Annotated in this window: 16 protein-coding genes; 3 read left to right on the top strand and 13 right to left on the bottom strand. The window is 66.2% G+C overall.

Features of this window, described 5'->3' with window-relative positions; translation table 11 throughout:
- From I0C86_RS20875 to I0C86_RS20830, 10 genes are all read right to left on the bottom strand, one after another.
- Positions 1-202, bottom strand: a 202-nt coding sequence (locus I0C86_RS20875) for a transposase (protein ID WP_230393452.1), incomplete at its 3' end; no start/stop codon positions are given.
- Between the two features lie 6 nt (positions 203-208).
- The gene (locus tag I0C86_RS45490; RefSeq protein WP_407676335.1) at positions 209-511 is read right to left on the bottom strand and encodes a transposase family protein; all 303 of its coding nucleotides are present in this window, start codon (positions 509-511) and stop codon (positions 209-211) included.
- A 366-nt stretch (positions 512-877) separates the two neighbouring features.
- A complete protein-coding gene (locus I0C86_RS20865) occupies positions 878-1,858 on the bottom strand; it encodes an HNH endonuclease (RefSeq protein WP_196202953.1) in 981 nt (326 codons plus the stop codon).
- A 354-nt stretch (positions 1,859-2,212) separates the two neighbouring features.
- Positions 2,213-4,054 carry a hypothetical protein gene (locus I0C86_RS20860; protein WP_196202952.1) on the bottom strand — a complete coding sequence of 614 codons (1,842 nt, stop codon included), beginning with the start codon at positions 4,052-4,054 and terminating at the stop codon, positions 2,213-2,215.
- 13 nt (positions 4,055-4,067) lie between these two features.
- Positions 4,068-7,490, bottom strand: coding sequence for a DEAD/DEAH box helicase family protein (locus I0C86_RS20855; RefSeq protein ID WP_196202951.1), 3,423 nt, complete (start codon positions 7,488-7,490; stop codon positions 4,068-4,070).
- A 146-nt stretch (positions 7,491-7,636) separates the two neighbouring features.
- Positions 7,637-10,033 carry a DISARM anti-phage system protein DrmE domain-containing protein gene (locus I0C86_RS20850; RefSeq protein WP_196202950.1) on the bottom strand — a complete coding sequence of 799 codons (2,397 nt, stop codon included), beginning with the start codon at positions 10,031-10,033 and terminating at the stop codon, positions 7,637-7,639.
- Between the two features lie 319 nt (positions 10,034-10,352).
- On the bottom strand, positions 10,353-11,120 hold the full coding sequence (locus I0C86_RS20845) for a hypothetical protein (protein WP_196202949.1): 768 nt from the start codon (positions 11,118-11,120) through the stop codon (positions 10,353-10,355).
- Positions 11,121-11,184: 64 nt separating this feature from the next.
- A complete protein-coding gene (locus I0C86_RS20840) occupies positions 11,185-11,781 on the bottom strand; it encodes a hypothetical protein (protein ID WP_196202948.1) in 597 nt (198 codons plus the stop codon).
- A 1-nt stretch (position 11,782) separates the two neighbouring features.
- Positions 11,783-13,438 (bottom strand): DEAD/DEAH box helicase family protein, encoded by a 1,656-nt coding sequence (locus tag I0C86_RS20835; protein ID WP_196202947.1) that lies wholly within the window; start codon positions 13,436-13,438, stop codon positions 11,783-11,785.
- An 8-nt stretch (positions 13,439-13,446) separates the two neighbouring features.
- Positions 13,447-15,798 (bottom strand): ATP-binding protein, encoded by a 2,352-nt coding sequence (locus I0C86_RS20830; RefSeq protein WP_196202946.1) that lies wholly within the window; start codon positions 15,796-15,798, stop codon positions 13,447-13,449.
- 403 nt (positions 15,799-16,201) lie between these two features.
- On the opposite strand from I0C86_RS20830, the gene I0C86_RS20825 reads away from it, so the two are divergent.
- From I0C86_RS20825 to I0C86_RS20815, 3 genes are read left to right on the top strand one after another with little or no spacing between them, the layout of a single operon-like run.
- A complete protein-coding gene (locus tag I0C86_RS20825) occupies positions 16,202-17,413 on the top strand; it encodes a sigma-70 family RNA polymerase sigma factor (RefSeq protein ID WP_196202945.1) in 1,212 nt (403 codons plus the stop codon).
- Positions 17,410-20,475 carry a helicase-related protein gene (locus I0C86_RS20820; protein ID WP_196202944.1) on the top strand — a complete coding sequence of 1,022 codons (3,066 nt, stop codon included), beginning with the start codon at positions 17,410-17,412 and terminating at the stop codon, positions 20,473-20,475. The genes I0C86_RS20825 and I0C86_RS20820 overlap by 4 nt, the downstream gene beginning before the upstream one ends.
- Positions 20,476-20,485: 10 nt before the next feature.
- Complete coding sequence (locus tag I0C86_RS20815) at positions 20,486-22,210, top strand: DUF1998 domain-containing protein (RefSeq protein WP_196202943.1); 1,725 nt, start codon at positions 20,486-20,488, stop codon at positions 22,208-22,210.
- Here I0C86_RS20815 and I0C86_RS20810 read toward each other — a convergent pair.
- The 3 genes from I0C86_RS20810 to I0C86_RS20800 form a co-directional block, all read right to left on the bottom strand.
- The gene (locus tag I0C86_RS20810; protein WP_323373756.1) at positions 22,200-22,640 is read right to left on the bottom strand and encodes a very short patch repair endonuclease; all 441 of its coding nucleotides are present in this window, start codon (positions 22,638-22,640) and stop codon (positions 22,200-22,202) included. The two genes, I0C86_RS20815 and I0C86_RS20810, sit on opposite strands and share 11 nt — an antisense overlap.
- Positions 22,641-22,650: 10 nt before the next feature.
- The gene (locus I0C86_RS20805) at positions 22,651-23,952 is read right to left on the bottom strand and encodes a DNA cytosine methyltransferase (protein WP_196202941.1); all 1,302 of its coding nucleotides are present in this window, start codon (positions 23,950-23,952) and stop codon (positions 22,651-22,653) included.
- A gap of 552 nt (positions 23,953-24,504) precedes the next feature.
- A partial coding sequence (locus I0C86_RS20800; protein WP_196202940.1) for a site-specific integrase occupies positions 24,505-25,449 on the bottom strand: 945 nt, incomplete at its 5' end.

Genomic DNA, 25,449 nt, shown 5'->3' with positions numbered 1-25,449 from the left:
GCTCCGCCCGCTCGTCCTCGGCCAACTGCCCGGCAGCGGCCTCACCGCGAAGCTCGCGGTCCCTCTTCACCCAGTTGGCCAGGGTTCCGCTATTGATCCCCAGGTCACGGGCGACCTGAGCGATCGATTTACCCGTCTCCCGCACGATCCGCACCGCGCCCGCCCGGAACTCCGGATCGAACTGTCTTCTCGTCTCAGCCATGAACCTCTATCCCTCAAGTTCTAGCCTCCACGCTACGAGGGGAAGGGCAATCTGCTCGACAAACGTATGCGCGGGGCATAGCGGCGTGTCGCAGAAGAAGCGTCGTACCCGCAGCCGGATCTCCACCGGCTCGCCGGCCAGCGCGGCATCGGTCAGCCGGCGTTCGTAGCGGCTGTGCACCCGCCCAGCGCTGCGGCCACATCTGCCACAGGCAGCCCGCCCGGCCCGCGATTGAGCCCATATCCGCAGGCCAGCAGCACTACGCTCGATCCGCTGAACGACGACACCGGCCAGGTGCGGCAGCAGCACTGTGAGGTCAGCGAGTCGCACGGCCGCCGACCATACACAGTGGACCAAGGGCCGCAGGGGTCAGGCTCGATCACGAAATTTGTGCCAGATCCAGTTCCAGTTCCAGTTCCAGTTCCAGTTTTCAGGCGGAGCCGACGAACCCTATGTTGGGGGACGTGGACCGGCACTTGGCGCCCTGGGGCGGTCGTACACCGATGGTCGAGCCGTGTGCTACCGCCGGCGTCGACCTGGCCACGGGTACTGTGCTGTGGCATGTTGGGACGCTGCGGCATTGGTCGGCCGGCGCATCGTGGCGTCGCGTAGCCGCTTCACCCGTCCGATAGCGCGGTTGGCGGCGCCAGGCTTCGGAGGACCCAAGTGGCCAGCTCACGTCGTGCTCGTGCCTCGATAGACGTGGGTGCGGTGCCAGTCGAGGTAAACGCCTTGCGGTGGCTGGGCGCCGAGGGGCAGTAGGAGGTGTTCGGCCAAAGGTGGGCGGCCGAACGCCGCCCTCACCGCGGGGTTGAGATCCGCAGTGGCGTGCACGCTGGCGTGAACGTGGATGCGAAGACCTCCGTTGATGCTGAGCAGCCCGGTGTCGAATGCAACGTCGTGCGTCGGACAGGCAGCGAGGCCGTTGGCGACGTCGACGCGTTCGCGGGAGTCACTGACCCGCCAGGGCTTGATGTGGCTGGCGACCAGCATCCGCGGGGCGCGCCTGTTCTCCACACTGATCGAGAGACCGCAAAATACGCAGCGGTGAGCGTGATTGTGGAGAACTTCCCGGGCGAAACGGTGCTGCCCGACCCGTGCCGCGGCGATCAGAAGCAGCTCGGTCGCATGGTCGCTAACTCCCGGATGCTCCGCTTGGACGACGTCTTCGATGTCGGAGGTACTCAACTCATCCTGGCCCAGCAAGACGAGCGGGGCGTCGTCATGTTCCAGGTGGAGGAAGTCCGGAAGCTCTGTAACGGTGACACCAACGTCACGGGCGGCCCGGACAATGATTCGGTACGAGGCCGCTAGGTCGTCCTGGTTACCCAGCAGACGGGCGGCGACTTCGACCTCGTGCCGGGCGCCGTTGCGTCGGCTTCCGTCGAGGTTGGCCATCTTTGCCAGCACGCTGCTGTTGGGGCGTCGGAACAGCCGAGCCAGGCTCGGAACCGGCTCCTCGGCACGATGTGCGGTCGATCCCCCGTAACGGCGGTGGTTGACCATCAGGCTGGCGGCTAGGCATAGCAGCGTTTCCGCAGGCGCGAATGCGACTTGTCTCCGGCCCTCGGCCGTCTTCGATCGCACGACGATCGACCGCCACTGGGTGCGCGCCGCCGACGGGGTGATCTCAAGATAGTCCGCCGCGGCAGGCATCCAACCTCCGGTGCACGCTTGAATCGAGGCCGCCAGCGTACGACGACAGCGGGGCGGTGTCAGCGGTCGCTGGGGCTATTGAACCTTCCGCTCACCCCGGTGTGATGGCTGATCGCGCTGCGCTAGGGCGGCGAGCTGGGTTTTGCCGACGCCGCCGAGGACCCGGGTTGCGAGCTACGAACTTTTTTCGCGCACGGTCCCAGCCTGTCCGACTACATACTGCCCTGTCCAGGACGTCGCCGCCGACCAGGGCGAATCCGATCAGCGGCAGACGATCGCGTCCGTCTTTGAGACTTCCGTCGGCCTGTTATGAGGCTGTCCGCAACAGAAATGTCCAGCTAATCCGCTGGGCTTTCATCGTGCCCAAAAGCCGCGCCATGACAACACGTCCGCCACTAGGGCCGCTGACCCGGCCGGGGCAGGAAGAGTTCCAAACAAAAGGTTGCGGTCCAAAACCGTATTGAATCGCTCGCAGGCGACTTCGCTAGTGTGCAGGCAGGCCGCGCACGCTCCGCCAAAGGACCGTCGGCAGGGCGGGTCGAAGACGCATCGCGGGTCCGCATCGAGTTCCTCGAGGGCGTCAGCGAGGTCGAAGCGGAACACATGCTCGATACCGCCGAGAGTGAACTCACTGCGAGTATTCGCGTAGATCAGGAAAGCGCCCGCCGATGGGAAAAGGTACTCGGCGAGCGATTCCACGTGTAGTCCGCAACGGACAGCGAGCGCCTTCATGAACCGGTGTGCCATTGAGTGCACCAGTCCGAGCACTGCGGCGGTAATCCGGTGGTCTGGTGCGTTGAACGCGTCGACGACCGGCTCACATACCCCGAGCAGCCACCGGCGAGCCCCTCCGACGTCGGTTATCCCCGGGTCGGGTACAAGACCGGAGTCGGCCAACCAGCGCACAATCTGTAGCGGGTCGATGCGAACCAGGAGACCCTCGGTGTCACCGCGTTTGCCGTACATCGGGTGTTTCCCCGACTTATCGGCGTCGAAGAACTTGAACCACGTCGTGCGGTCCCCGCTTCGGGTGCGTTGTAGCGCCTGGGCCGAAAGGCGGGTGTATCCCGCGACGACGTAGGCGATTGGCAGCTCGCGCAGCAGCGTGACGTCGGCAAGATGGTAACGGTCGAGGAGCTGACGATACCGCTGGTAGGTCGGCAGCAGTGAGGATGCGGGCGGGTTGGCCTCCAGGTCGCCGATGGTCAACGGGGACGCCGCGCCGGCCAGTGTCAGCGCGAGCGCCTCGTCACCCACGATCTCCTGATTCTCTGCAGACAGCCCGAGCCCTTCGACCTGGGCACGCCAATTGCCACCCTCGTCGTCGGATTGCCGAGCCTTCTCTAACAGCTGGGCAAAGAGAGGATCATCCGGTCCGAGGCCGAGTGCCTTTACGGTTGCCTGCACTTGGGTGAGCGCGTCGTCCTGCCTGCCGACGGCCCGTTGCAGTCCTTCGAGCCCAGGTTCAACGACGCCGATGAGCTGCCCAACGGCCGCGGCGCGGGCGTCGTGATCGGCCAAGGCGCCGTAGGTGGTGCGGGTTGGCGGGTTCAGTACCGTCAGCGACTGCGGGTAGTGGACCGACGTTTGTGGGACTCGCAGGACCGTGGAACGTCCGGCACGGCACTGGGTGCAGAATCGGATGACGTCCTGTTGCGGGCGGGCTCCGCAACGTGCGCATCGCCAGAACCACTCCCTGACCGACAGCCGCCGCCAGTTGTGCAGTTGCATCGATGCGCGGCATCTGTTGGTGCATTGTGGCGGCCGCAGTTCGGCCAGCAGGCCACAGTTGTGCGCTTCGGCGAACTGGAACTGGGTCAGCGTGCCGTGCCCGGCCGGACATGCCGGCGCGTCGTCACCGGGCCGAACCGCGACAAAGATCCCGCACGCGGTGCAAATGAAGGTGTTCGGAAACCGGGCGGCGCGCAAATCCTCGGCCTGCACGAGGCGGTACTGCTCCCGCTGCACAATCTCGAGTTCTGGGCCGGAGTTGGGTATCTGCGAGCGCAGCTGCGCGAAAGGCCGGATCAACCGCCGCAGCCGCGGTGCCACCCATGCCTCGGGAATGTCCAGCGTGGTCACCTGCCTGGGTGCCAGGCCTACTGCTACCGTGCCGTCGTGCCACCCGTAGGGCTGGTCTGGCATGTGGTTCCACAGCGCCTGAACGGCGGTGCGGTTCATCTCGTCGTAGCTCATGGCGGCCCGCCCCTCAAGCGTTCTTGTAGATGGTGATCGGTTCTTCTACATCGCGAAGCGAGCGTGGGACCGAGGGATCCAGTAGGTCAGCAGTCGAACGGTTAGGTGCGGCCGAGACGGCCATCCGGGACATCGTCTCGTCCACGAATTTTTCTACCTCGATGCGGTGGATCTGGTGGTACGGGTTCGCGGGGTCTAGGCCGAGGCCCGTACTGAGGTCAGCGACGAGGGTCTTTCGGTCGAGGTGGCCAGTGTTGAGCGCGTCGCGGAATTGGTCGGATTTGGCGAGGGAGAAGCGCCGGGATCCCGAGGTCATCCAGGCCAGGTTATGCACCTGGAGGAGGTAGGACATAAGGGCGCCGGGTAGCGCTCGGCGCAGCACCGGCAATGACTCCCGGTTGACTGGCACTTTGGTCACAAGCCGATCGAGGTAGCGGATCCAGGTGGCGTAGTACCGGAACACGGATGAGTCCCGGTCTCGGGACGGGTTGAACACGTGCATGACGAGTCCTGGATGGGTGCGTCCGACGCGGGCGGTGGCCTGGATGACCTCGGCCGCCTGGGCGGGGGTGCCCATGAGCACCATGACGTTCAGGCGCGGGGAGTCGAAGCCGTGTCCGATGGCCCGGGTCGCGGCGATGATCCGGATCCGCCGAGCTGGGTCATCGGGCGGGGCGTCGAGGCGCGCTATCGCCTCTCGAATGTCCGCTGGGTCGGCGCTGCCAGAGATCTTGGCAAGGTTGTCCTCGCTGTCTAGTAGCCGACGAACCCGGTCGTCCCGGATGAACGAGGACAGGTCCTCGTTACGCAAGCAGTAGGCGAGCAGCACCGCGAGGTCGTCCTCGACAGCGGAGCTGACCTCGGTGAGGATGTCGGGGTTGGAGGCGTCCAGCCCGGCCGCTGTGGCCGCAGCGGCGGGGTCGGTGACCGCTTGGGTGAGCCAGACGGCGTGGATACGGGCGATGTCGGCAGCGGCGGTGACCATTGTGGTTCTGCGGGGTCGCACGCCCACGTAGCGGCGCAGCGGGTCGTCGGTGAGTACCCGGGAGAAGAAGTTCTCCTCGGCGTTCGGGCCAGGGGCGGGAAAGCGTCGGGCGCTGTCGCGGCGGTACAATTGCCGTACCTGCTCGCGGTAGCCCTCCAAGGTGGCGGTGGCGCCGATAATGTGAAGTGGTGGATTGCCGAGGCTTTCGCCGATCTGCTGCAGCAGCGTCTCGTACATCCCATCGAGGGCGCCGAGGCTCTCGTCGAGCAGGTGCAGCTCGTCGGTGATCTCGCAGCGCAGGTACCCGAAGCCGTCGCGGGCTGGCATCCGGTTCTCGGTGCAGCCGAATACGGCGCAGAATGACGGGCTTGCCGTGTAACCATGTCGGGGGCAGCGGGAGTGCACCCGCCCAAATGCGATCTTGAATTGATCGGCATGGCCCATCTGCGCCAGTTTGTCAACGGTGCCAACGAGCACCGCGGGCGCGTTCCGGTAGATGTCGTCGTCGATTACCCACACCGGGAGGACGCCGGTGAGAGGGCAGCTGGTGTTGGCGCAGACGTGCTGCATGGTCCAGGTTCGCTCGTCGAACCGGACTGTAACCGTTTTGGAACATACCGGGCATCGGTCGAGGATGCGGCAGCGGTCGGCCAGCCTCGGCGAGTGCGGGTCCAGTCCGCGGCTGAACCGGCTGTCGGCTGGGTAGACGCGGTTGGGGGTATTCGTGCCACCGACGAAGAATCCCACTCCGAATGGGTCGCCGCCGCTGATGCGCGGGTCGCGCTTGCGCAGCACCTCGGCGGCCAGGACCGCTTGGGTGAAGCGGTGTGTTTGCTGCGCTGAGAGTAGCCGCAGCGGGAATCGCGCCCAGACGTTCACCCCGGCGGTGCCGCCGCGCAGCCGGGTGTAGAACAGGTGGGTCAGGGCCACGCCGAGGTAGGCCTCGGATTTGCCGCCGCCTGGCGGGACGGTCTCGATCTGTACGTCGAGGTCGGCGGTGGGATCGACCACGGCGGGCAGGCATCCGACGATCCACGCTATCTGGAACAGCCACCATGACTTATGACCTTTGGCGGCCGCGACCTCGCGCATGGCGCGGTTCGCCAGGATGAACGCCTCACGGAGATCGGCGTGGTCGGTCAGCGCCTGGGCTCCGGCTCGTAGCCAGGCGCTCTCGTCACGGGCGGCGCGCGCGTCGGCGGCGGCGGCGTCAGCCGCGTCGTCGTCCCAGCCGCGAGTCGCGCGCAGCGCCTTGAGCGCGTCGTCGGACCAGTGCGCGTCGACCCAGGTCGCGTGCGCGTCGACCAGGGCGTTGACGGTGTCGACAGGGTCGGTGATGAGTGGGTCGAACGCCACGTCGATCTTCGTGCCGTTAGCGGCGTGAGTGCGGGGGTGGACCCGGCCGGTTTCGGCGACGGCGCCGTAGGCCGTGGTAAGCAGGGTGATGGATCCGTCGCTGCTCACCTCTATCGGGGAGGTTTGCCCGAACGCCTCGACAGTGCGGTCGTAGCGGTGTGAGCGGGCGACCTGTTCGAGGGTGTGGGGCCGTAGGATCGCATCGGTCCGCGCGGACAGCCGCACCTCGTAGAGGTGGGTGTCCAGGTGAGGGCGATCCAGGGTGTCGGTGCGAGCGCGGTCGGCGAACTGTGTCTCGTCCGCAGGGGTGCCGTTGACGACAGTCATCAGCACGTCGGTGCCGGCGTCGGACCCGGTGATGTCCACCTCGATCGTCGCGGCGAATCGCGGCAGCGCGGTGTCGACCGCGGCCAGGACATTACCCGCCGTGTACGAGGCCCAGGCGGCGTCGTCGTACATGTCGGCGTCGCGGGGCAACGAGCCGGCCGGTCGGGCCTTGCGGCGAGCACGGTACGGCTCGCCAACCGCGTGGACGGCGGCGGAGACGGCCGAGTTCACGGCGGCGGTGATCTCAGCCTCTCCGAAACGCAACGTGCCTTGATCTCCGGGTTCGAGCCTTACGCGTATTGACACCGGGCCGACGGCTACTTTTGTCCACACGGTGGCCAGCGGCCGGCCCTGCGGGCTGGCGCCGGTGCCGGCGACCTGGTTGGGCTTATTCGTGGTCGTGTGGTGCTGATCGGCGTCGAGAAACGCGCGCTGCTCTCCCAGAGTGGGATGCAATGTCACGTACACACAGAACGACAGTTCGACGTCGAACACGGCGGCCGCCGTGCCGTCGGCCAGCCGGAAGGAGAAGCCCTCGGCGGCGGGGACCATACGGTCACCGGTGAGGCCTCGGGAGATGTCGGCGATAAGCTGGGGCTCGCTGGACAGCTGTCCGAGCCACACCTGGTCGCGGTGGGGCGCACCTAGCAGTCGGGTTCCCGCTGGGATCAGCTCGCCAGCTGCCTCGCTGAGAATGCGCCTCTGCAGGGAGGCGAGCAGATGGTCGCGGATTCGCGCTGGCGTAGGCGTGCCTGTCGCAGCCGTCATGGCGGCTTCCTTTCACAAGATGAGTTCGTGAGGCCCGTAGGCGATGGGACGGTCCGGACTTCGGGTCCTCGCACGTCCGTGCGTAGTCATATGAATTTGTACGATGAGTGTCGCAGGCGTCACGATGTGCTGTCAGCGGTCGTATCTCAGCCGACGCTCCGGCCAGGAATCTTGGCGGCCGCAGCTGTGCGGAGCACGCCGACGGCGGCGGCGGTCACGAGGGTCTGCTGCGGATCCACCGACGCGACCTGGTGCAGGGACACCGCTTCCAGCAGGTCGGCGACGTGCACGCCGAGGTCCGGGTCGACGATGGCGTCGTCGTTGTGCAGCCGAGCGCCGGTGATCTGCGCGCTTAGCCACCGGCCGACGGCTCGGTTGAGCACCCGGCTGGTGTGCAGTGCCCTGCCGACGGCGTCGGCTCGCTGGACGAGTTCGCGGTCACCGACGGCTACGGCGAAGCGGCGCACGTCGACCGGGTCGGCTGGGCCGGCGACCAGCCCGCGGAACCAGTGCCCGATCGCAGCCTCGGTGGTGAGCCCGGTCGGGTCAGGGCCGGCCCGCATAGAAGCCAGGATTTCTCGTAGCGCGAGTCCTCGATCGCGTACCCGGGCGACGCGCTGATGCCAGAACGCGACCAGAGTCGCTAGCGGCGCGTATTTCGGTAGCTCGGAGAGAGCGTCGATGACAGTGTCGAACAGGTCACGACGGGCGGTCGAGTCGACCAGTGCGATGACATCACCAGGGAGCAGCGACTTCGCCGCCGCCCGGCCGGAGTCGTTACCCCGCCGTCGATACACCACGTCGTTGGGATCGATGTGCAGGTAGACGCCGTCGATGAAGGTAATCGTGATGGCGTGGATATGGACGTGGGCAGCGCGGTCATCGCCACGCGCCGGGGGTGCGACTTCAGGGGCACCGTCGCGGCCGTGCGGCGTGCTGGCGGCCACCGCCAGCACGTCGAGGTCGAACGGCGCCCACGGCGAGCCGTCGGCGCCGATCGGCTCGGCGCGGGTCAGCGCCGCGCCGGCACGCCATACGGTGACGGTGTCCCACTCGGTCTGGGCGGGTGCCCGGGTGGCTGGCATGCCCAGTCGCGACGAGCTCACGGTCCGGGTCTGCTCCCGCAGCATCCGCAGCGCCTGGAGCGCGGCCTCGATCTGCCGGGCGGCGCGAGAGGCCTCCCAGGCGCCGGCGGTGGCGGTGAGGGCCTCGTCGGCTGGTGGCGCGGCGACCAGGCTGGCGTAAGCGCGTGGCAGCGGTCCGGTGACCAGCATTGTGCCAACGGGCAGCGCGTCGACGCGGCCGAGGAGTACGTCGCGGGCGCTGACGACTCGCACGTGTTCCCTCCAGCCGTGTCGAGTGATGGTGGATTCCTCGAGCGCGGCGGTGAGGGCAGCGACGGCGGCCCTGTTGCGGGTTACCAATAGTCCGCTTCGCCCGTCGTCGGAGAGCGCGTTGATCCAGGACTGAACCAGCGGCAGTTTGGTGGCCGCGCCGGCTGCCGTGTGCAGCTGGCTGAACGCGTCCGCCACGTGGGCCCACGCCTCACGGGTTGCCCTGGAGCGGTTGCCGGCGACGGCGCGAGCGTGGCTGGCTGCCTCGCGCAGTGTTGTGGAAAAGGGCCCCCTGTGCTGGTGCCGGTCGTAGTGGTCCGGTGTCGTGGCCAGGAGGCTGTAGGTGGCCAGGGTTCCCCATGCCCAGCGCAGGCCGTGCGCCGCGCCGTGCTCGGTGCCTTGGGCCTCGACCGTGGCCAGGCGGCCCAGTGCGGTCCAGGCATGGCGCAGCGTGCCGTCCAGCGGGCTGTCGTCGGCGGGCGCCCACACGGCGCGTCGTGCGGCCCCGGCGGCGGCCAGCAGCGCGACGGGTGCGGCCAATGCCTCACTTTGCTCACCGCGAAGAGCGTCGTCTCTGGTGGTCAGGAGTGTCAGCGCCGGCGGGTCAAACGCCCACACCACGCCTCCCGAGTCCCGGATGACATCGAGGAGTCGGTCGAACGGGTTGTCAGTGAGGTACACCAATGGCTGCCCGCCGCGAACGATGGCCTCCACGTCGCCGAGATCGCCGCCGGCGCCATCGATGACCAGCGCGCCGCTGCGACCTGCGGCCCTGCTGGGGTCGGACGTGAGCAGCATTCGTCCGCCGCTGTCGTGCCGGGCCGATCCCACTGTTTCTATGGTGCCGTCGGCGGTCAGCCGCGCGCGGGGGATGTGGTCGGCTAGCCGATCCTGGCCGATGTACAGCAGGTCGTAGTAGGCGCGCTGCGACAGCCGGCCACTTACGACGGTGGCCGATACGCCGAGCCGCCGTTCCCGGACGACCTCGGCTACCAGCGCCGCCGCGCCCAACACGATAGGGGTGTTCGCGGCCGGCAGGGGGATGACCAGTGCCAGGGGCACCCGTGCGGTCGCGGCGGCGTCGACGGCGGCCAGTAGTTCGATGTCGAAGCCGGTCGTGACGAAGCGGCGGACCCCGGCGCTGGTCTTGTGTCGCAGCTCGCCGTGATGTACGACGTTCGAAAGCCCACTCGGCGCTTGCTCGATCATCGACCGCTCCCCTTCACGGGCACAGCTGGCGTAGGGTCAGGCACTCTTGCTCTTCCGGGGGTTGGGCCGCCGGCCTTCGCTGCCGTCGGGATAATCGGCGCTGGGTCTTGGTGTACTTACGGCCCCAGCGGCCGTCGCGCCACCTTCGCCGGTCAGCCATCGTTCTCGCGCCAACTGGACAGGCCGGCGCCTCGTGGGCGAGACGGCCGCTGATCGCGGGCCATGTTCGAGTTGGTACGGGAGGTTTGTTGGGCCGGGCGATCCTTGGCGGGCGTGCGAACGCCGAACGGGAATGTCGTCCTGCACCAGGGTATGGTGGTTATTCGTTCTCGAAGATCCTCAGTTGCCCTTCCATGGGTCTACCCGCTTTCATCATTTGCCTTATCCGCGCGAGATCTGCCCGCGTCAGGTCGGCGAAGTCCGTGTAAGCCTCGTAGTCATCGAGGTAGTCACCGTACGAGGTCCTGGATTCGAACGCGCTGTCGGCCGGTAGCCCGTCGAACCGCGGTCGCTGGCTTACCATTTCCTCGGCGAACCGCGTGATCGCGTCGATGTCAGGCCCGTACAGCTGCAGCATGTTGCCCGAGTCGAGTCGCATGCCACAACCGGCGTTCGTAGCGGCGGCGGCGATCAGGGGAAGGCGGGTGTCGTCGCAGATAAACCGTATGAGCGGCTTCGGTTCCCCCCGGCGCGAGTGATGGCCGCGGCAGCTTGTCGTGGTGAGCGCGTAGCCGGCGACGAGGGCGGCGACCGCCGACATCACGCCGAGATCGAGCGGGTAAAATCTTGCGAGCGGGCCGTCGTCGATCAGGCCGTCGTCGTCCCAGTCGCCGGTGTATCGGTCCTCGACGAGCTGGTCGGCCACGCTGTCGAAGTCATCGTCGGTCGTCGCCTGGGCCTTCGCTAGCGCGATGAGTTCTCGCTCGCCGTCGATCGCCGCCTGGACCTCGGACCACGTCACCTCGGCGATTACGAAGTAGAGCTGGTTGTCGCTGACGCCCTCGTCCGCCTCCTCGAGCCATACGACCCGTAGGTCTTCGGGGTCGACGGGTTCGACGGTGACGAGACCCGGAAAGGTAGGCAGCACGGCGTTTTCTCCTGTGATGGTCGCGCGGGCTGGGGTGTGGTCAGTACAGGCGGTGTCGCTCGGGTCAGGTGCGTTGACGTAGCGGCCGCACCACGTATTTGATCTCGATGCCGCATCGCTCGCCGATGCGTTCGTGCTTGCGCTGGAGACTGGGGTCGATCTCGGCGTCACTGCGTACCGACAGGGCGATGCCTGGGGTTCCCGAGTGTTCGAGGCCGGCGGTCACGGCGGCCCACAAGAGCTCTTTGCACTGGCCGGGCGGTCCCCAGCAGATGTAGCGGGTGGTCATGCCATCGGTGGCCAGACAGTGAGCAGGTTTGTCGGCCAGGCTGTCTGGCACGTACTCCCACTGACGGCCGAAGGTTGGGCCGACGAAGTCCGCGGGTGCGGCGTAGTGCATGGTGGTGAAGGAGGCGAACCTGCCCATGTTCTCCAGCGCGCGGGCGTATTCCTTGAGCGGGACTTCTTTGATCCATCCGATCGGGTTGGGGATGAAACGGGCCAGGAGCCCCCCGATACGAGGGTCATCGGCCCATTGGTTGTATTGACCGCTCTTGAGCTGGGGGGTAAGACGTTCCCAATCGAGGGCGTCCGCCTCGGCGTAGAGGATCTTGGCGACTTCGTCGCGGACGCTAGTGGGGACGCTTTGGGTGTTGGGCATGTCAGTTGCCTGTTTCGAGGGTGGCGGGGAACTGGAGGCGGTGTTCGTCGTAGGCGGTCTCGAGGCTGGCGGCGTCTTTGATCCACTCTTCCATGAGGGATTCGACGCGCTGGTCGGAGAAGGTGATGGTCGACTCGCGACCGAAGGGCAGGGTCTCGATGTCGTCGGCCTCCATCTCGCGGCGGAGTTTGAGGGTGGCGGCAATGCGGCGCAGGTCACTGACAAAGTCGAGCACGGCGACGCGTTCCTTGCCGTCGCGTAGTCGAAGGCCGCGGCCGAGCTGCTGGACGAAGATTCGCCGGCTGTGCGTGACTCGTGCGAAGCACAGGATGTTGACGTCGGGGATGTCGACACCCTCGTTGAGGATGTCGACCGCGGTGAGCACGCCTATTTCGCCGGCGCGGAAGGCGAGCAGTCGTCGTTGACGTTCGCGCATGGCGAGGCCAGCGTGGACGGCTTGAACGCTGCCCCAGGGTAGCGTGTTGTTGAGAATGCCAGCCATGCGCTCGGCATGTTCGATGGTGCGGCAGAAGACGATGGCCCGTGGACGGGAAGTCTGGTTCCAGACCGCGGAAAGTTCGTCGCGGATGGCCTCGTCGCGGTCGGGTAGGAAGAGGCGGGCGTTGAGTTCCTTGAGGCTGTAGCCGTGTTCGCTGGCGGCCCGTACAACGTCCCAATCGATGTTGTCGACGAACAGCCGGTAGTCGACTTTGGCGAGGTAGCCGCGCCGCATGCCTTCTTCGATACCGAGAGTGAAGGTGGGTTCGCCGAAGTAGCTGGTGAGGTCGTATCGATCGCCGCGCCAGGGAGTGGCGGTGACGCCGAACTGCCGCGCCGCTGTTAGCCGGTCGAGCAGTTCCGCGAACTGGCCGTTCTCGCCGACATGATGAGCCTCGTCGACCATGACGAGGTCGGGTTTGTATCCAATTCTGGCGACGGCGAGGGCGGTGGCCACCGTGGCGAAGGTGACGCCACCTAGGTCGTCGGGACGGTCGTCACCGGTGAGTAGCCGGGTACGAACATGCTTGGGTAGGAAACGCCAAAGGGCACGTTCGAGCTGGGCCACGAGGTCGCGGGTGTGCGCGACGACCAGGACGTCCGCGCCGGGGGCGTCGCGTAGGTGTCCCGCTATGACGGAGCCGCCGACGACCGTCTTGCCGAGACCGGTGGCCAGGATGAGCATCGCACGGCCGTGATGGGCGAGACTGGCTTCGATGGCGGTCAGGGCCTCGCTCTGGTACGGACGAAGCTGCACCGGTTCGAGCGTGACGGGTGCGCGGTCGTAGGCGCGCCGCAGGATGTCGCCGGTCCAGAACTTGATCGGTCTGGCGATGGCGGCGAGTTCCTGCGCGCGACGGATGGCCGTGGGGCCGGGCGCGCTGTTGGTGACGACGGCGGCCTCGTCGGCGTGATAGAGCTCTCGGGCGCGTTGGACCTCGTCAACGGCGTCCGGTCCGATCAGACCGTTGAGCTTCCACTTGCACTGCAGCACCCAGCAGATGCCGCTGTGCCAGCCGATCACGTCGGCGCCGCCGTCGCCGGCGCCGTCGATGGTCGCGAGGTCGGTGAATCCTAGGTGGGTCAGCAGCCGTTCGACCTGGCGGGGGAACTGGCGTGGGCCCAGGTCGCGTAGGAAGGTTGGGTCCATGAACGTCATGGTTAGCCCTATGCCTCGTCGAGTTCGCGTTCGACCAGGTCGCAGCTGAGCCGCATGCGGCGCAGCTCGTCGGCCTCGAGCCGGGGCGTGTGGTCGGCCATCAGGGCGATCTCGCTGACCAAATTGGTCACCCGGGACAGACCCAGAGTTCGGGCGGTCTGGTCGGTCAGTGTGCTGTAGCGGCGGCGGAACACCCGACCGTCAAGGAAGGCGTCGGGCCGGCGTTCGATGAGCCGTACCACCGCAGTGGCGGGAAGGTAGTGGATAAAGTCGCCGCTCTCGATGGCGTCGGCCCATTCGTCGCCGACGCGTTCGAGCGCGAAGCGACGTTCGGCCTCGCCTTTCTCATGATGAAGCAGGGCTTCCCAGTGGCTGGTCGGCGAGCCCTTGATCTCGCGGAGCATCTGGTTCCTGATCTGATCAAGCAGTTCGCGGGAGCGTTTGGCAAGGGAGTCAACGGTGATACGGCGGTCGTTGGATGCCCTGCCCTTGAGTTTCTCCAGGGCGGTGACCAGGGGTTGCTTAGCACCGGGGGCTCTGGCGATGAGGAATTCGGCGAGGACGACCTGGACCAGTTCGGTGAGGTCGATGCCGAAGTCAGTCAAGATCGGGTGCCGGCGGGCGAGGAACACCTCTACCCGTGGTGCCCGCGCGAGGTGCGCGAAGATCGGCACGGTCCTTCCGGCGGGGTCGAGCAGATCGACGGCGTCGACGGCGTAGACCGAGACATCGATCTTGCCGAGGTCGGCGGCGTCGAATCGTCCCCCGTAGGCGGGAGCGAGGACGGCGGCTCCCCGATACCGGCTGAGCCGCTCGTCCACTGTTTCGGGCCTGGCGGGTGTCGGGGTAGCGGGTGTCGCAGTGGGTGCCTGATCCGGCCCAGGACGCTCGTTCGTGGACGTGGGATCGGCGGACGCTGCGTCGGTGGGTGCCGTTTGCGTAAGGCCCATCTCGTCGAGGACATCGTCTGTCACTCCGGGGGTGACGGGGGTGACAATCCCCTTGTCGTGCTGTTCAGCGGCCCGGTACCAGATCTCGTCGCTCTGATAGGCCTCGTCACCCTTACGGAAACGATCCACCCAGTCCATGATCTGTTCCCCACGCAGGGCTTTCTCACCGTTGCCGGGGACCAGGTACTTCAGCCCGGGTTTGTCGGTTCGGAAGCCAGCGTAGAGCCGGGCGAGTGGGCTGCGGTTCTCCTCCAGGATGCCGCGCCGCTTGGCGATGTTGGGTCGCAGAGGCGCCTCACCGCGGATGGTGCGGACAACCTTCTTCCATTCCCGGGTCTCGTACTCGAAGGCGGTCTTCTGGTAGTTGACGGCGACGTGGTCGCAGTGGATCTCGCCAACGATGCGGCCCTCGTTGCGCGGGTTGTCGATGGGGTATTCCTTCTCTGGGTCCTCATTGCCGGTTTCGTCGACCCAGTCGAAGATGCGGTGGTCACGCAGAAGGATCTTGCGTCCGTTGCGGAGGAAATCGATCCCGTAGTCGCTGGTGTGCAGGTATCGCTGGATACCGAGCCAGCCGTGGATGCGCTGCTCGCGGACCTCCAGCCGCCCTCCGTCGGGGCAGAAGACGCAAGAGTCATGGTCGACCGTCTGCCACCTACCGCAGACGGCACATGCCTTCATCACCCCCAGCGTCTCGTCGATGTACTGCACGGCGCGGATCTCGGCGCCGTTACGCATGACATACCGGTCGTTGCCCCAGATGCAGGGCCTCCGGGGGACGACCTTGCGCAGGTTGACGGTGATCTCGATGCCGTGTTCTCGCAGCAGGTAGCTGTAGACGTCGCCGAGTTTGGTCCTGATCGCCTGGTGGCCCTGCAGTAGGGTGAGCCGTTCCGGCCGCAGGGCGCTAATGATCACCCGCGTGCCATGATCTTCGGGATCTTCCTTAGGCTCATAGGTGACCGGGACGTCGAAGGTGCCACCGGCGTGGAGACTGGGGAGATCGATGGTCACCACGATCCAGTGTGGGTCTCCAGCCCTGGTGGTGCGTACCTGGGTCCGCTGGCCGAGACGCGCGGTGGCGATGTTGAACCCCATCCCGAACAAGCCGAGCGCGCCGTGAGCGTCGTTGGAGGACCAGCCGGCGCGGATGGCGTTGTTCAACGTGGCGAGATCCATGCCGCGGCCGTTGTCGGTTACTCCCACCTCGGCGCTCTTGAGATCAGCGCCCTTGGATGGAAGTGAGATCTGGACCGTCGGCCGCTCTCCGCTGGCGACGCCGGTGGAGAGGAAGTTGTCGCAGCAGTTGTCGATGAGTTCGGCGAGACACTGCCACGGGCTGAACTCGATGTCGCCCAGGATGGTGAGGATCTTCGGATCCGGTGTCACGTCGATGGTCTCGATCGCCACTCTCGCTCCCCGCTACGTCGACCGCGTCCGCGTTGGACGGGATTCGTGAACGAGCCGTCGATCGCCGGGTATCGACGACTCATGGCGGAGCGTAACCGAGGACAGGCGTGATTCGCATCCCCGAAAGGGTGATAAAGCGCCGGGTGGAGCGGGTTACTCAAACGATCTGCGCGCGCTTGTTATTCGCATTGAGTTGCGCCTGCGGCTACAGATTACAAGCGGCGAAGATGCTCGTCAAGCAGTCGCCATCAATGGGGCAAATCGCCATCAAGTTGCACTTTTTTCCTGGCGGTCCTATTGAGCTGGGAAAATGGTTCTCACGCCCGGCCTCCGGTGACAAATGTCGTACCCGCGTGTTCTCATCACCGACGTTCGAACCAGCGCGATGAGTCGAGGTGGCAACGTGCGTGGGGAGCTAGTCCTGCGAGCGGTCTCGGTCCTCGTCGAGGACGCCGAGCGCTTGGATGTCCTGTCGTGGGATCACGTGATCGGGATCCTGGACCGCCGAGGGCTCGAGCCCGAAGAAGTCAGCGCCGTCGTGGCCGAACTGGCTCGGCTGGGGATACCTGTCGAGCGTGGAGACGATGGCGGTTCGGCTGATCACGACGCGAAGTGGCGATCCCTTCCTGCCTTACCTGCCCAGATGGGGCGGCATCGAATTCTGGCGGCCGAGGAGGAAGCCGCGCTGGGTCGGCGCATTCAACTTGGCTTCGCCGCGATGGAACGCCGTCAGGCGGGTGCCGGCGCCACATCGGTCGCCACCCTGATCGAGGATGGTCTGCGCGCGCGGGACGAACTGGTCCGCTCGAATCTACGGCTGGTGATCAGCATCGCCCAGCGGCTGGTACAGAACGCCGGTGACATGGAGTTCGAAGATCTCCTTCAGGAGGGGGTGCTGGGACTCCAGCGGGCCGCCGAGAAATTCGATCCCACGTTGGGCTATAAGTTCTCCACGTACGCCACCTGGTGGGTGAGGCAGGCGATTGGCCGTGGTATCGACAGGGACGGTTTTGCCATCAGGCTGCCCGCCCATGTCTGGGAGCGGTTGCGGAAGGTTAATCGCTATACGCGGTCCTTCGAATTGCGCAATGGCCGTAGTCCAGTATTGCGGGAGGTCGCCGAGGGTGTGGAGATGGATGTCGCCGATCTTCAGGCCCTGCTCGACATCTCCCGTCCGCTCGTCCGATTGGATGCGCCGATAGGCGACGAGACCGGTGGCGGCACGCTGGGCGAACTGCTGGCGAATGGCTCGCTGCCCGCTCCGGAGGACGCTGTCGCCGACGATCACGTCCCCCAGCAACTGAGGAAGATCCTTCAGCGTAGCTTCGATCCCCGGTCGATCGATATCATCGAACGCAGGTTCGGGTTGAGCGCCGACGAGCCCGCCACACTCGACGAGATCGGCCGGATCTACGGCGTCAGCCGCGAACGTGTGCGCCAGATCGAGCTGAAGTTGTTGATGACCTTGTCGGGCGACGACGCGATCCAGGCGCTCGCTCACCAGCTCGGTCTTCGGCCTCAACCGAAATCGCCGGCCGCCCGGTACGCGGCCGGCGCGACCTCACATCGACGTGCGCCAGGGACCGTGGCGGCCAGCTCGCAGGAGAACCGATGAGCGATTACAAGGAACTGTTCGTCCGCTGGTTGGACAAGCGAGTGACCCATGCAGGACTGGGTACGGATGACACCCACAGTTCGGTCGACCCGGCGGGCGTGTTCTGGCTCGGCCGGCTGGCCTCGGAGCAGGAGGCCGTGTCCGACAACCGGCGCGAGCGTCGGATGGACCCGTGTTCGGTGGGTATGCGGGTCAAGCCAGCGGGGGCTGGCCCTTGGCGTTTCCGCGTATGGGTGAAGGCATTTGGCTGGAACCTGGTCACCGCCGGCTCCAAGGATGGCACCGTGCCTGAGCAGTGGCGAAAATCCGATGGCGCCCGGGCCAGTGTCGGCGTCACCGTGTACTGCGATGGAAGACCTCCCAAGGTAGGGGAGGACGACAGTGATGTCCTCACGGCGGCATTCCGCCGGGCCGGTATCGGCACAGCCACCGCCGAGGTCCAAGTCGTCGATGAGTCGTGGAGAGGCTCACCGGAGCTGATCGTCACGGTCGTCAACACGACGCCGAAGTCCGAGGGCCCACGTGGCGAGCGCCACCTGTTCGAGGTGGAACTGGCGGTTCAGGGACTCAACACGGTCCCGTTCGTTCTCGAGTCGCTACCTGACAGCTTCCGGTACGAGCGGGAGATGCCGGCGCTGGGCATCAACTGCGGCGTCGAGGTACGGCAAGGCGCCTTGATTACCCGGGACACGATCGTGGTGTCGACGCGACGGCCGGAATTCTGGTTCGGTCACACTGCGGTCGATCGGCTGGACCTCTCCTTCAGGGGGCTTTCCGAGGATCCGTTGCCGCGGCTGCGGCAACTCGCGGATGGCTTCGCCGAGTGGGGCGCGCATGCCTGGTCGCCGGAGGCATTGCACGAGATGCGAGGGGAGAGACCGGCGTGGACGCCGGAGATGCTGGCAGCGGCCGAGGGTGGCCGTGCCGCCTACGAGGCAGAGCTCGATCGGCTGCGCCGCGGTGTCACGGCCTTGGAATCGTCGCCGCAACTGTTACGGGCATACCGGTTGATGAACGAGGCCATGGGCCGTACCGCAGCCCGCCGCCAGATCACGCGATGGCGCCCGTTCCAGGTCGGATTCCTCCTCGGCGTGCTACCGAGTCTCGTCGAGGGGCGCCGGGACTGGAACATGGTGGAGATCGTCTGGTTCGCGACCGGTGGCGGCAAGACCGAAACCTACCTTGCGCTGCTGGTCCTGTCGGTGTTCTACGACCGGTTGCGAGGCAAGCACTCCGGGATCACCGCGTGGTCGCGGTTCCCGTTGCGCCTGCTGTCGTTGCAACAGACCCAGCGGTTCGCCGACGCGCTGGGTACAGCCGAGCTGGTGCGCCGCGAGCATCGGATCCCCGGCGATCCGATCGCACTGGGCTACTACGTGGGGAAGGCGAGCACGCCCAACGACATCCCGGTCGAGCCGACCAAGGACAACCCGGTCGACATCGAGGACGACACGATGCCGGAGCGCTACAACGTGTTGCTGCGTTGTCCGTTCTGCGCGGCCGGCGGGATCTCCATGCGGTTCAACCGGCGGCTCTGGCGCCTCGAGCACGTCTGCTCGGCGGCCGACTGCCCGTCCGGCAGTGAGGCGCTGCCCCTATTCGTGGTCGACAGCGAGGTCTACCGGTTCCTGCCCAGCGTGGTGATCGGCACCCTCGACAAGGCCGCGCTCATCTCGATGCAGGCCGCGATGCGCGGATTCATCCACGGCCCCGCCGGCCGATGCCGGCGGCCCGGTCACGGCTTCACCTACGCCAAGCGCGGCAGCCGACCGTCGGGCTGCCTCGTTCCCGGCTGTAAGGAGAGCGCCGACATCGTCAAGCCGCACGAGCGGGCGATGTTCGCACCATCGTTGCGGCTTCAGGACGAGCTGCACCTACTGCGTGACTCCCTAGGCGCGGTCGACTCACACTACGAGTCGATCCTCGATGACCTGCAGGTGAAGAACACCGGCGCGGGCGCTCCGAAGATCATCGCCTCTTCGGCCACCCTCGCGGGATACGAACGCCAGACCAGAACCCTGTACGGCCGGGAAGGGCGGGTCTTTCCCGCCCTCGGACCGTCGGTGCATGAGAGCTTCTGGAGCAAATCGACGGACTTGGCCCTACGCCGATACGTCGCGGTGTGGCCTCGGGGGGTCACCCTCGAATGGGTCTCCGACCGCACCATCACCGTCCTTCAGCAATCCGTACGTCGGCTACTCATCGAGCCGGAGGTGGTATGCGCGCAAGTGGGCATCGATTCGAGTCACGTTGACGAGTTGCTGCGCCTCTACGGCACCAACGTGATCTACGGCAACACGGTCAAGGACGTCGAGGCCGCCCGCCGTTCAATGGGTGCCCAGGTGCCCGTCGAGCCCCTGAACACGATCTCGCTCACCGGCCAGACTCCGTTCGACGAGGTCCGCTCGGCGATCGCCACCCTCGCCGATCCCCCTGCGGACTTCGGAGAGCGCGTGCATGTCGTCACCGCCTCGTCGATGTTCTCCCACGGCGTCGACATCGACCGGCTCAACGTCATGACCGTGCTCGGCGTACCCCTGACTACGGCGGAGTTCATACAGACCACCGCCCGCGTGGGGCGGAGCCACCCCGGGCTGGTCTATGTGCTGCACAAGATCGGCCGTGAGCGTGACGCTGGCGTCTACAGCCACTTTCAGGCGTTTGTTGAGCACGGCGACCGGCTTGTCGAACCGGTCCCGGTTACCCGTAGCAGCCGCAAGGTACTCGACCTGACCAGCATCGCCGCTATCGAGGCTCGGCGCCTGTTCTTCCACGAACCCCGGTCCGAGCGCACCCGGCTGACGACGACCGACCTGCTGCGCGAATACCACCGCACCGTCCTGACCACCGTCGATGACGAGACCAAGGCATTGCGGGAGATGCTCGGTATCCGCGATGACGAGCACCTGCTCGACGATGACCTGCGCCGTGTCGTGGAGGTCTACTTCACCAAGCTCAACGACCTCGGGTTGGGCGCCAAGTGGCCCCATGACCTCTTACACCGCCGCCCGATGACGTCTCTGCGCGACGTCGAGACCCAAATCCCCATCAGCGACGACTAGGAGCACTCTGGTGAAAGACATGCGCAGCGGCACCCAGGTGCTCTACGGCCTGCTTCCCGAGCAGACGGCAGACCTGCAAGGCGGCATTTGGAAGACCGTCGAATGGCGCGACCCGATCCCGGTCGACGTCGACGAGGCGGCCATCAGGCAACGCCTGGAGGCCGAGATCCTCGGCTGGACCAAAGACCAGGGCGCGGTCCGCGCTTCCCGCGCACTCGACGTCGAGGTCGTCAAGGTCAACGAGAGTCGCGGGGTCAAAGTCGAACGCTTTCCCGAGGTATACATCTGCCGCCGGTGCCGGCGCGTAGAAAGCACCCGCGCCCGCGACTGCGCGTGCGGCGCTCACAACCTATGGCAGCAGAGCCACTTCGTCGGCTACCACGAATGCGGCCGGCTTGAGGAACCCCGCATACCACGTTGTGACCGCCACAACCAGGTCAGCATGGATTACCAGCCCACAATCGACGCTAGCAAGATCCTCTTCAAGTGCCCGGTCTGTGACAAGCATCTGCATCGCGGCTTTCCCTTCCGGCGCTGCCCCTGTGGCCGTCGATGGGGCAAACGCGGCTCCCACTCGCTCGCCTTCACCGTGCATCGCTCCGCCAGCGTCTACTCACCACAGAGCTTTGTCGTCATCAATCCCGGCAACAAGCGGCGACTCATCGAGATCACCGAGGCCGGTGGCCCGCGACGCGCGCTCACCTGGCTGCTGAATGGCATGATCGAGGACCGGCCCAGCGAACGTCGACACACCACCGGTTCGCTGGTCGATCAACTCGTCGCCAGCGGCGTCTCCCGAGCCGTTGCCGAGCAGATGGCCAGCCTGGCCGCCAACCATGGCGAACTCACCAGCGAGGACGACCTCGGCCCGCTGGGAACCGCGCCAAGTGATCGACTCCTACGGGCCGAACGCGAGGCGACTGACCTCGCGCTGGCGACCTTCGACGGCCGCGTCCGCGTCACGGACCTGCTCACGGACGGCGTTCCTCCAGCCATGCGAGACCGATACTCCAACGGCTACCCCGCCGCCATCCGCCGTGCCGGTCTCGAGACCGTCGAGTTGGCCGACCGATTTCCCGTCATGCGTGCCGTTTACGGATTCACCCGGGGTGGCACCACACCTGGCGAGGTGAGCCTCAACCTCTTCAGCGGCAAACGAGGGCGACGCGTCTACGCCGACCCTCAGCAGTCCGAGGCGCTCATGTTTCGCCTCGACCCCGTACTGATTCGCCGCTGGCTCAGTGACCGCCACCACCGCCTTCCGGAGGCGACTGACTCGCGGGGCACCCGGGCCGCCATCGCCAGCGCGATCGACCTGCCGGACCGCTTCAACGAACAACCCGGCGAAACAAGCGTCGGCACGGACCTGCTCACCCTCGTACACACCTACGCGCACCGAGTCATCCGTCAGCTCTCCGTCTTCGCCGGCGTCGATCGCGAGAGCCTGGGCGAGTATCTGCTACCCACCCACGGAACCTTCTTCGTCTTCGCGGCGGCACGCGGCGACTTCGTGCTCGGCGGCCTGCAAGCGGTCTTCGAGAACGACCTGAAGGACTTTCTCGACGCCGTCGTGGACGCCGAGCACCGCTGCCCGCTCGATCCGGCCTGTGAGCGCAACGGCGCTGCTTGCCATGCCTGCTCACATCTGGGGGAACCGGTATGCGGCCACTTCAATCGCTACCTGCGCCGAGACGTGCTCTTCGGCCCGGCCGGTTACCTTGGGCTCACTCGCTAGGACCACGCCGTCGTGTCCGGGCCTCGATTACCGCAGCCCGGACGCGCTCGGCACCGGCCGTCGCGTCCTCATGCTCCCAGATCCGCACGACCGTCCACCCCGCCGCCCGCAGCAGGGTGTCCGTCTCGTCATCACGCCGCCGATTACCGGTGATCTTCGCCGACCAGAACGCCTCGTTCTGACGCGCCGGCCGGTAGTGCTTGGGGCAGCCATGCCAGTAACAGCCGTCGACGAACACGGCGACCCGCGCCTTGGTGAAAACGAGATCCGCCGTGCGGCGTAGCGAGGGGACCGGCCGGGCACCGACGCGGTAACGCAGCCCTAGTGACCACACCGCTCGGCGGATCGACATCTCCGGGCGGGTGTCGCGGCCGCGATTACCACGCATAACTCTGACGGTCGACTCCGACGAGGCCGTAGGTCTCGACACGGTCCCGGAGTCAGAGCTCACCGTCGCCCGACACCTGTGCGGAGTCGTCCGGCGCCGAACCAGGTCTCAGCTGAATACGCACCGAGTCACCGATGGCCTTCGCCAGGTCCACCGGGACGGCGTTGCCCAACTGCCGCATCTGCGGGCCACGCGTCCCGTCGAACGTCCAGTCGTCGGGAAAGGTCATCAAGCGGGCTACCTCACGGACGGTCAAATAGCGATAGCGCCCTAGGCTGTCATCTACCGTGAGTTCGCCGCCCGCTACTCCATGGACGCCCGCTTTGATCGTCTTCGACGGCCAGTCGAGGTCGCTGGGCTGGTGGCCGCGATATGGTCGGGCGCCAGGCCAGCCGACATGATGCTCCGGGCCGGGAGAGGGTTTGCGGTTGAGTTCGGGCTCCACAAGCTCGTCTGGGAAGCGGAGCGCGTCCCGTACGGTTCGCCACGGTCGCATACCGTTGGGCAGCGTCGGTGTCAAAGTCGCGGTGAACTCGTCTCTGGGCGCGATCCCATGCCTGGCCCAATACCCGCCCTCGATCAAGTCGTTCACCAGGCTGGCTTTGCTGTGCGATGGAGTGGGGGATTTCCAGCCGCCGATGCCAAGGTTGGCCTGGTAGGCGACAATGAACAGCCGTCTCCTGATCTGCGGAACACCGAAGTCAGCAGCGTTCAGGATCGCGGCCCGGACCACGTAGCGTTCGTCGTCTGGCACGTCACCGTTATCTAGCCGTTTCTTCAGACGCTCGTGATGCCGTCGCCAATCCTCGTCGGGCTTACGGACCTCATGGGGCAGGCGCAATCCGTCGAGGATGTAGTCGTAGTAGTCCTTGAATGATGGGCGTGTTAGCCCCACCACGTTCTCGGCGATGACGACCTTGGGTCGCACCTGGTGAGTGACGCGGAACATCTCGGGCCAGAGATTACGTTCGCCACCGATCTTCTCCTCGATGTCCTGCCTCTTGCCTGCGATACTCCAAGGCTGACAAGGGACGCCCCCGGCAAGCACGTCCACCTTCCCCTCAAAAGGGGCAAAATCTACATCTTGGACCTTGCCCTCGATTAGGGGCCATTCAGCGTCTGCCGTTGGTATCGCGCGCGCCGCCGCGACCAGGTCAGGGCAATCCTTGGCGCGGTTGTTCCTCAGGGACTCACAGGCCCGTTGGTAAAACTCGACGGCTAGACGGTGGCGGTAGCCAGCGCGATGCAGGCCCTCGGCGAGCCCTCCGGCTCCGGTGAACAACTCTATGCTGGTCAGAGGCTCGGCATCGCCTTCCGCGTGCTCTGAACCATTAGAACGTTTGTTCACTACCATCCCCGGTACCCTACAGCCGCCACGGCCATTCTGAAGTCTCCGCATGGCCATCTCCAGCGTTGGCCGTTCACATCCAACAGGCCATCCCACACGGATTCAAGTCGTCCACGCGGTTGGCCCCTGGCCGGATACGCCGCAGACACACGTCAGATGCGCAACGTGAGGTTCTTCCGGCGTGATCGGAGTGGCTGCGAGGATTCCGGTGAGCAGCCATGCGGGGCCGAGAGGTTTTCCGCAGGTACCGCAGCGGCTGCCGAGGCTGACCCAGCCGCGCGCTCCCGGCGGGAAGGTCGTCTGGCAGTGATGGCAGGCAGTCCTGGGCGGACGGGCGGCCGGCATGGAGACGCAGCCGAGTACGAGATCCTCGCGGCCGGGGACGGGCCGTGATGGTGTCACCCCTCTCCGGCGTTGAAGTGGCTACCCGGAGACCAGTGCCGACATCGTGTGCAGCGCCCGGCGCTATGGCTGCGCGTCACCCTTCAACTCCGGGCAGCCCAGCTGTCGGTGTCGCGACCGCGCCGGCTGGCGGGGTCCGGCGGCCGAGGCGCGGTTCTAGGCAGTCCTGCGGCGCTTGTTCTTGATTCTTTCGGCTACTGCGTCGGCTGCGTTGTGGTGGAGTTCTTTGGTGACGCTTTGGTAGGTGTCGCGGGTGAGTGTGGTGGTGGTGTGGCCGAGTTGTTCGGAGACGACTTTGATGTCGATGCCGGCGTCGAGGGCGATGGTGGCGGCGCCGTGGCGGAGGTCGTGGAGGCGGATTGGTGGTAGTCCGGCCCGTTTTACGAGTTTGCGGAAGCGGTTGGTGATGAGGTGGGGGCGCCAGGGTTGCCCGTTGGGTCGTACGAAGAAGAGTCCGGTGTCTGGCCAGGTGGATCCGGTGGCGAGGCGTTGGGCGGCGCGGCGGGCACGGTAGGCGGTGAGGACGGCGGCGGTGTCGGCATCGATGGTGAGGTCGCGGTTGCCGGCTTTGCTCTTGGGTGGTTTCTGCCTGACTTTGCGGCCGTGGCCGGTGAGTTGGTTGTTGATGGTGACCTCTCGTTTGTCGAGGCGGACTTCGGAGTCGCGGAGGCCGCATGCTTCGCCGCGTCTGGGTCCGCGGTAGGCCATGAAGTGGAGCAGTGGGTGTAGGTCGGGGTCGTGTTCGGCGGCGTGGTCGAGGAATTGGGCGAGGAGTTCGTCGGTCCAGACCATGACGGGGCCGGGTACCTGGCCGGTGGCTTTCCAGTGTTGGACGCGTTCGGGTTCCCAGACGATGGGGTGTGGCCGGTCGCCTCGGGTTTTGACGAGGGTGGCGGGGTTGGTGACGCCGACGATGATTTCTTCGGCGAGGGCGTCGTTGATGGCTTTGCGGAGGGTGGCGCGGATGCGTTGGCGGGTGGAGGGGCCGGTGGGGCGGATTCCGCGTACGGTGTCCCGGACCTGAGGGTCGGGGCTTGCCTTGGCGGTGCGGATCTCGGTGCTGTGTTGCTCGATGGCGGCGAACATGGCCTTGATGTGGTG

This window comes from Plantactinospora alkalitolerans (assembly GCF_015690345.1).
GTDB lineage: Bacteria > Actinomycetota > Actinomycetes > Mycobacteriales > Micromonosporaceae > Plantactinospora > Plantactinospora alkalitolerans.
The sequence above is the reverse complement of the archived record's forward strand: the minus strand, read 5'-3'. Positions and strand labels throughout refer to the sequence as shown.

Excerpts from the sequence above, each read along its gene's own strand:
- I0C86_RS20865 (WP_196202953.1), bottom strand. The coding sequence starts at position 1,858 with ATGCCTGCCGCGGCGGACTATCTTGAGATCACCCCGTCGGCGGCGCGC.
- I0C86_RS20835 (WP_196202947.1), bottom strand. The coding sequence starts at position 13,438 with ATGACGTTCATGGACCCAACCTTCCTACGCGACCTGGGCCCACGCCAG.
- I0C86_RS20855 (WP_196202951.1), bottom strand. The coding sequence starts at position 7,490 with ATGACGGCTGCGACAGGCACGCCTACGCCAGCGCGAATCCGCGACCAT.
- I0C86_RS20805 (WP_196202941.1), bottom strand. The coding sequence starts at position 23,952 with ATGGTAGTGAACAAACGTTCTAATGGTTCAGAGCACGCGGAAGGCGAT.
- I0C86_RS20820 (WP_196202944.1), top strand. The coding sequence starts at position 17,410 with ATGAGCGATTACAAGGAACTGTTCGTCCGCTGGTTGGACAAGCGAGTG.
- I0C86_RS20850 (WP_196202950.1), bottom strand. The coding sequence starts at position 10,033 with ATGATCGAGCAAGCGCCGAGTGGGCTTTCGAACGTCGTACATCACGGC.
- I0C86_RS20860 (WP_196202952.1), bottom strand. The coding sequence starts at position 4,054 with ATGAGCTACGACGAGATGAACCGCACCGCCGTTCAGGCGCTGTGGAAC.
- I0C86_RS20840 (WP_196202948.1), bottom strand. The coding sequence starts at position 11,781 with ATGCCCAACACCCAAAGCGTCCCCACTAGCGTCCGCGACGAAGTCGCC.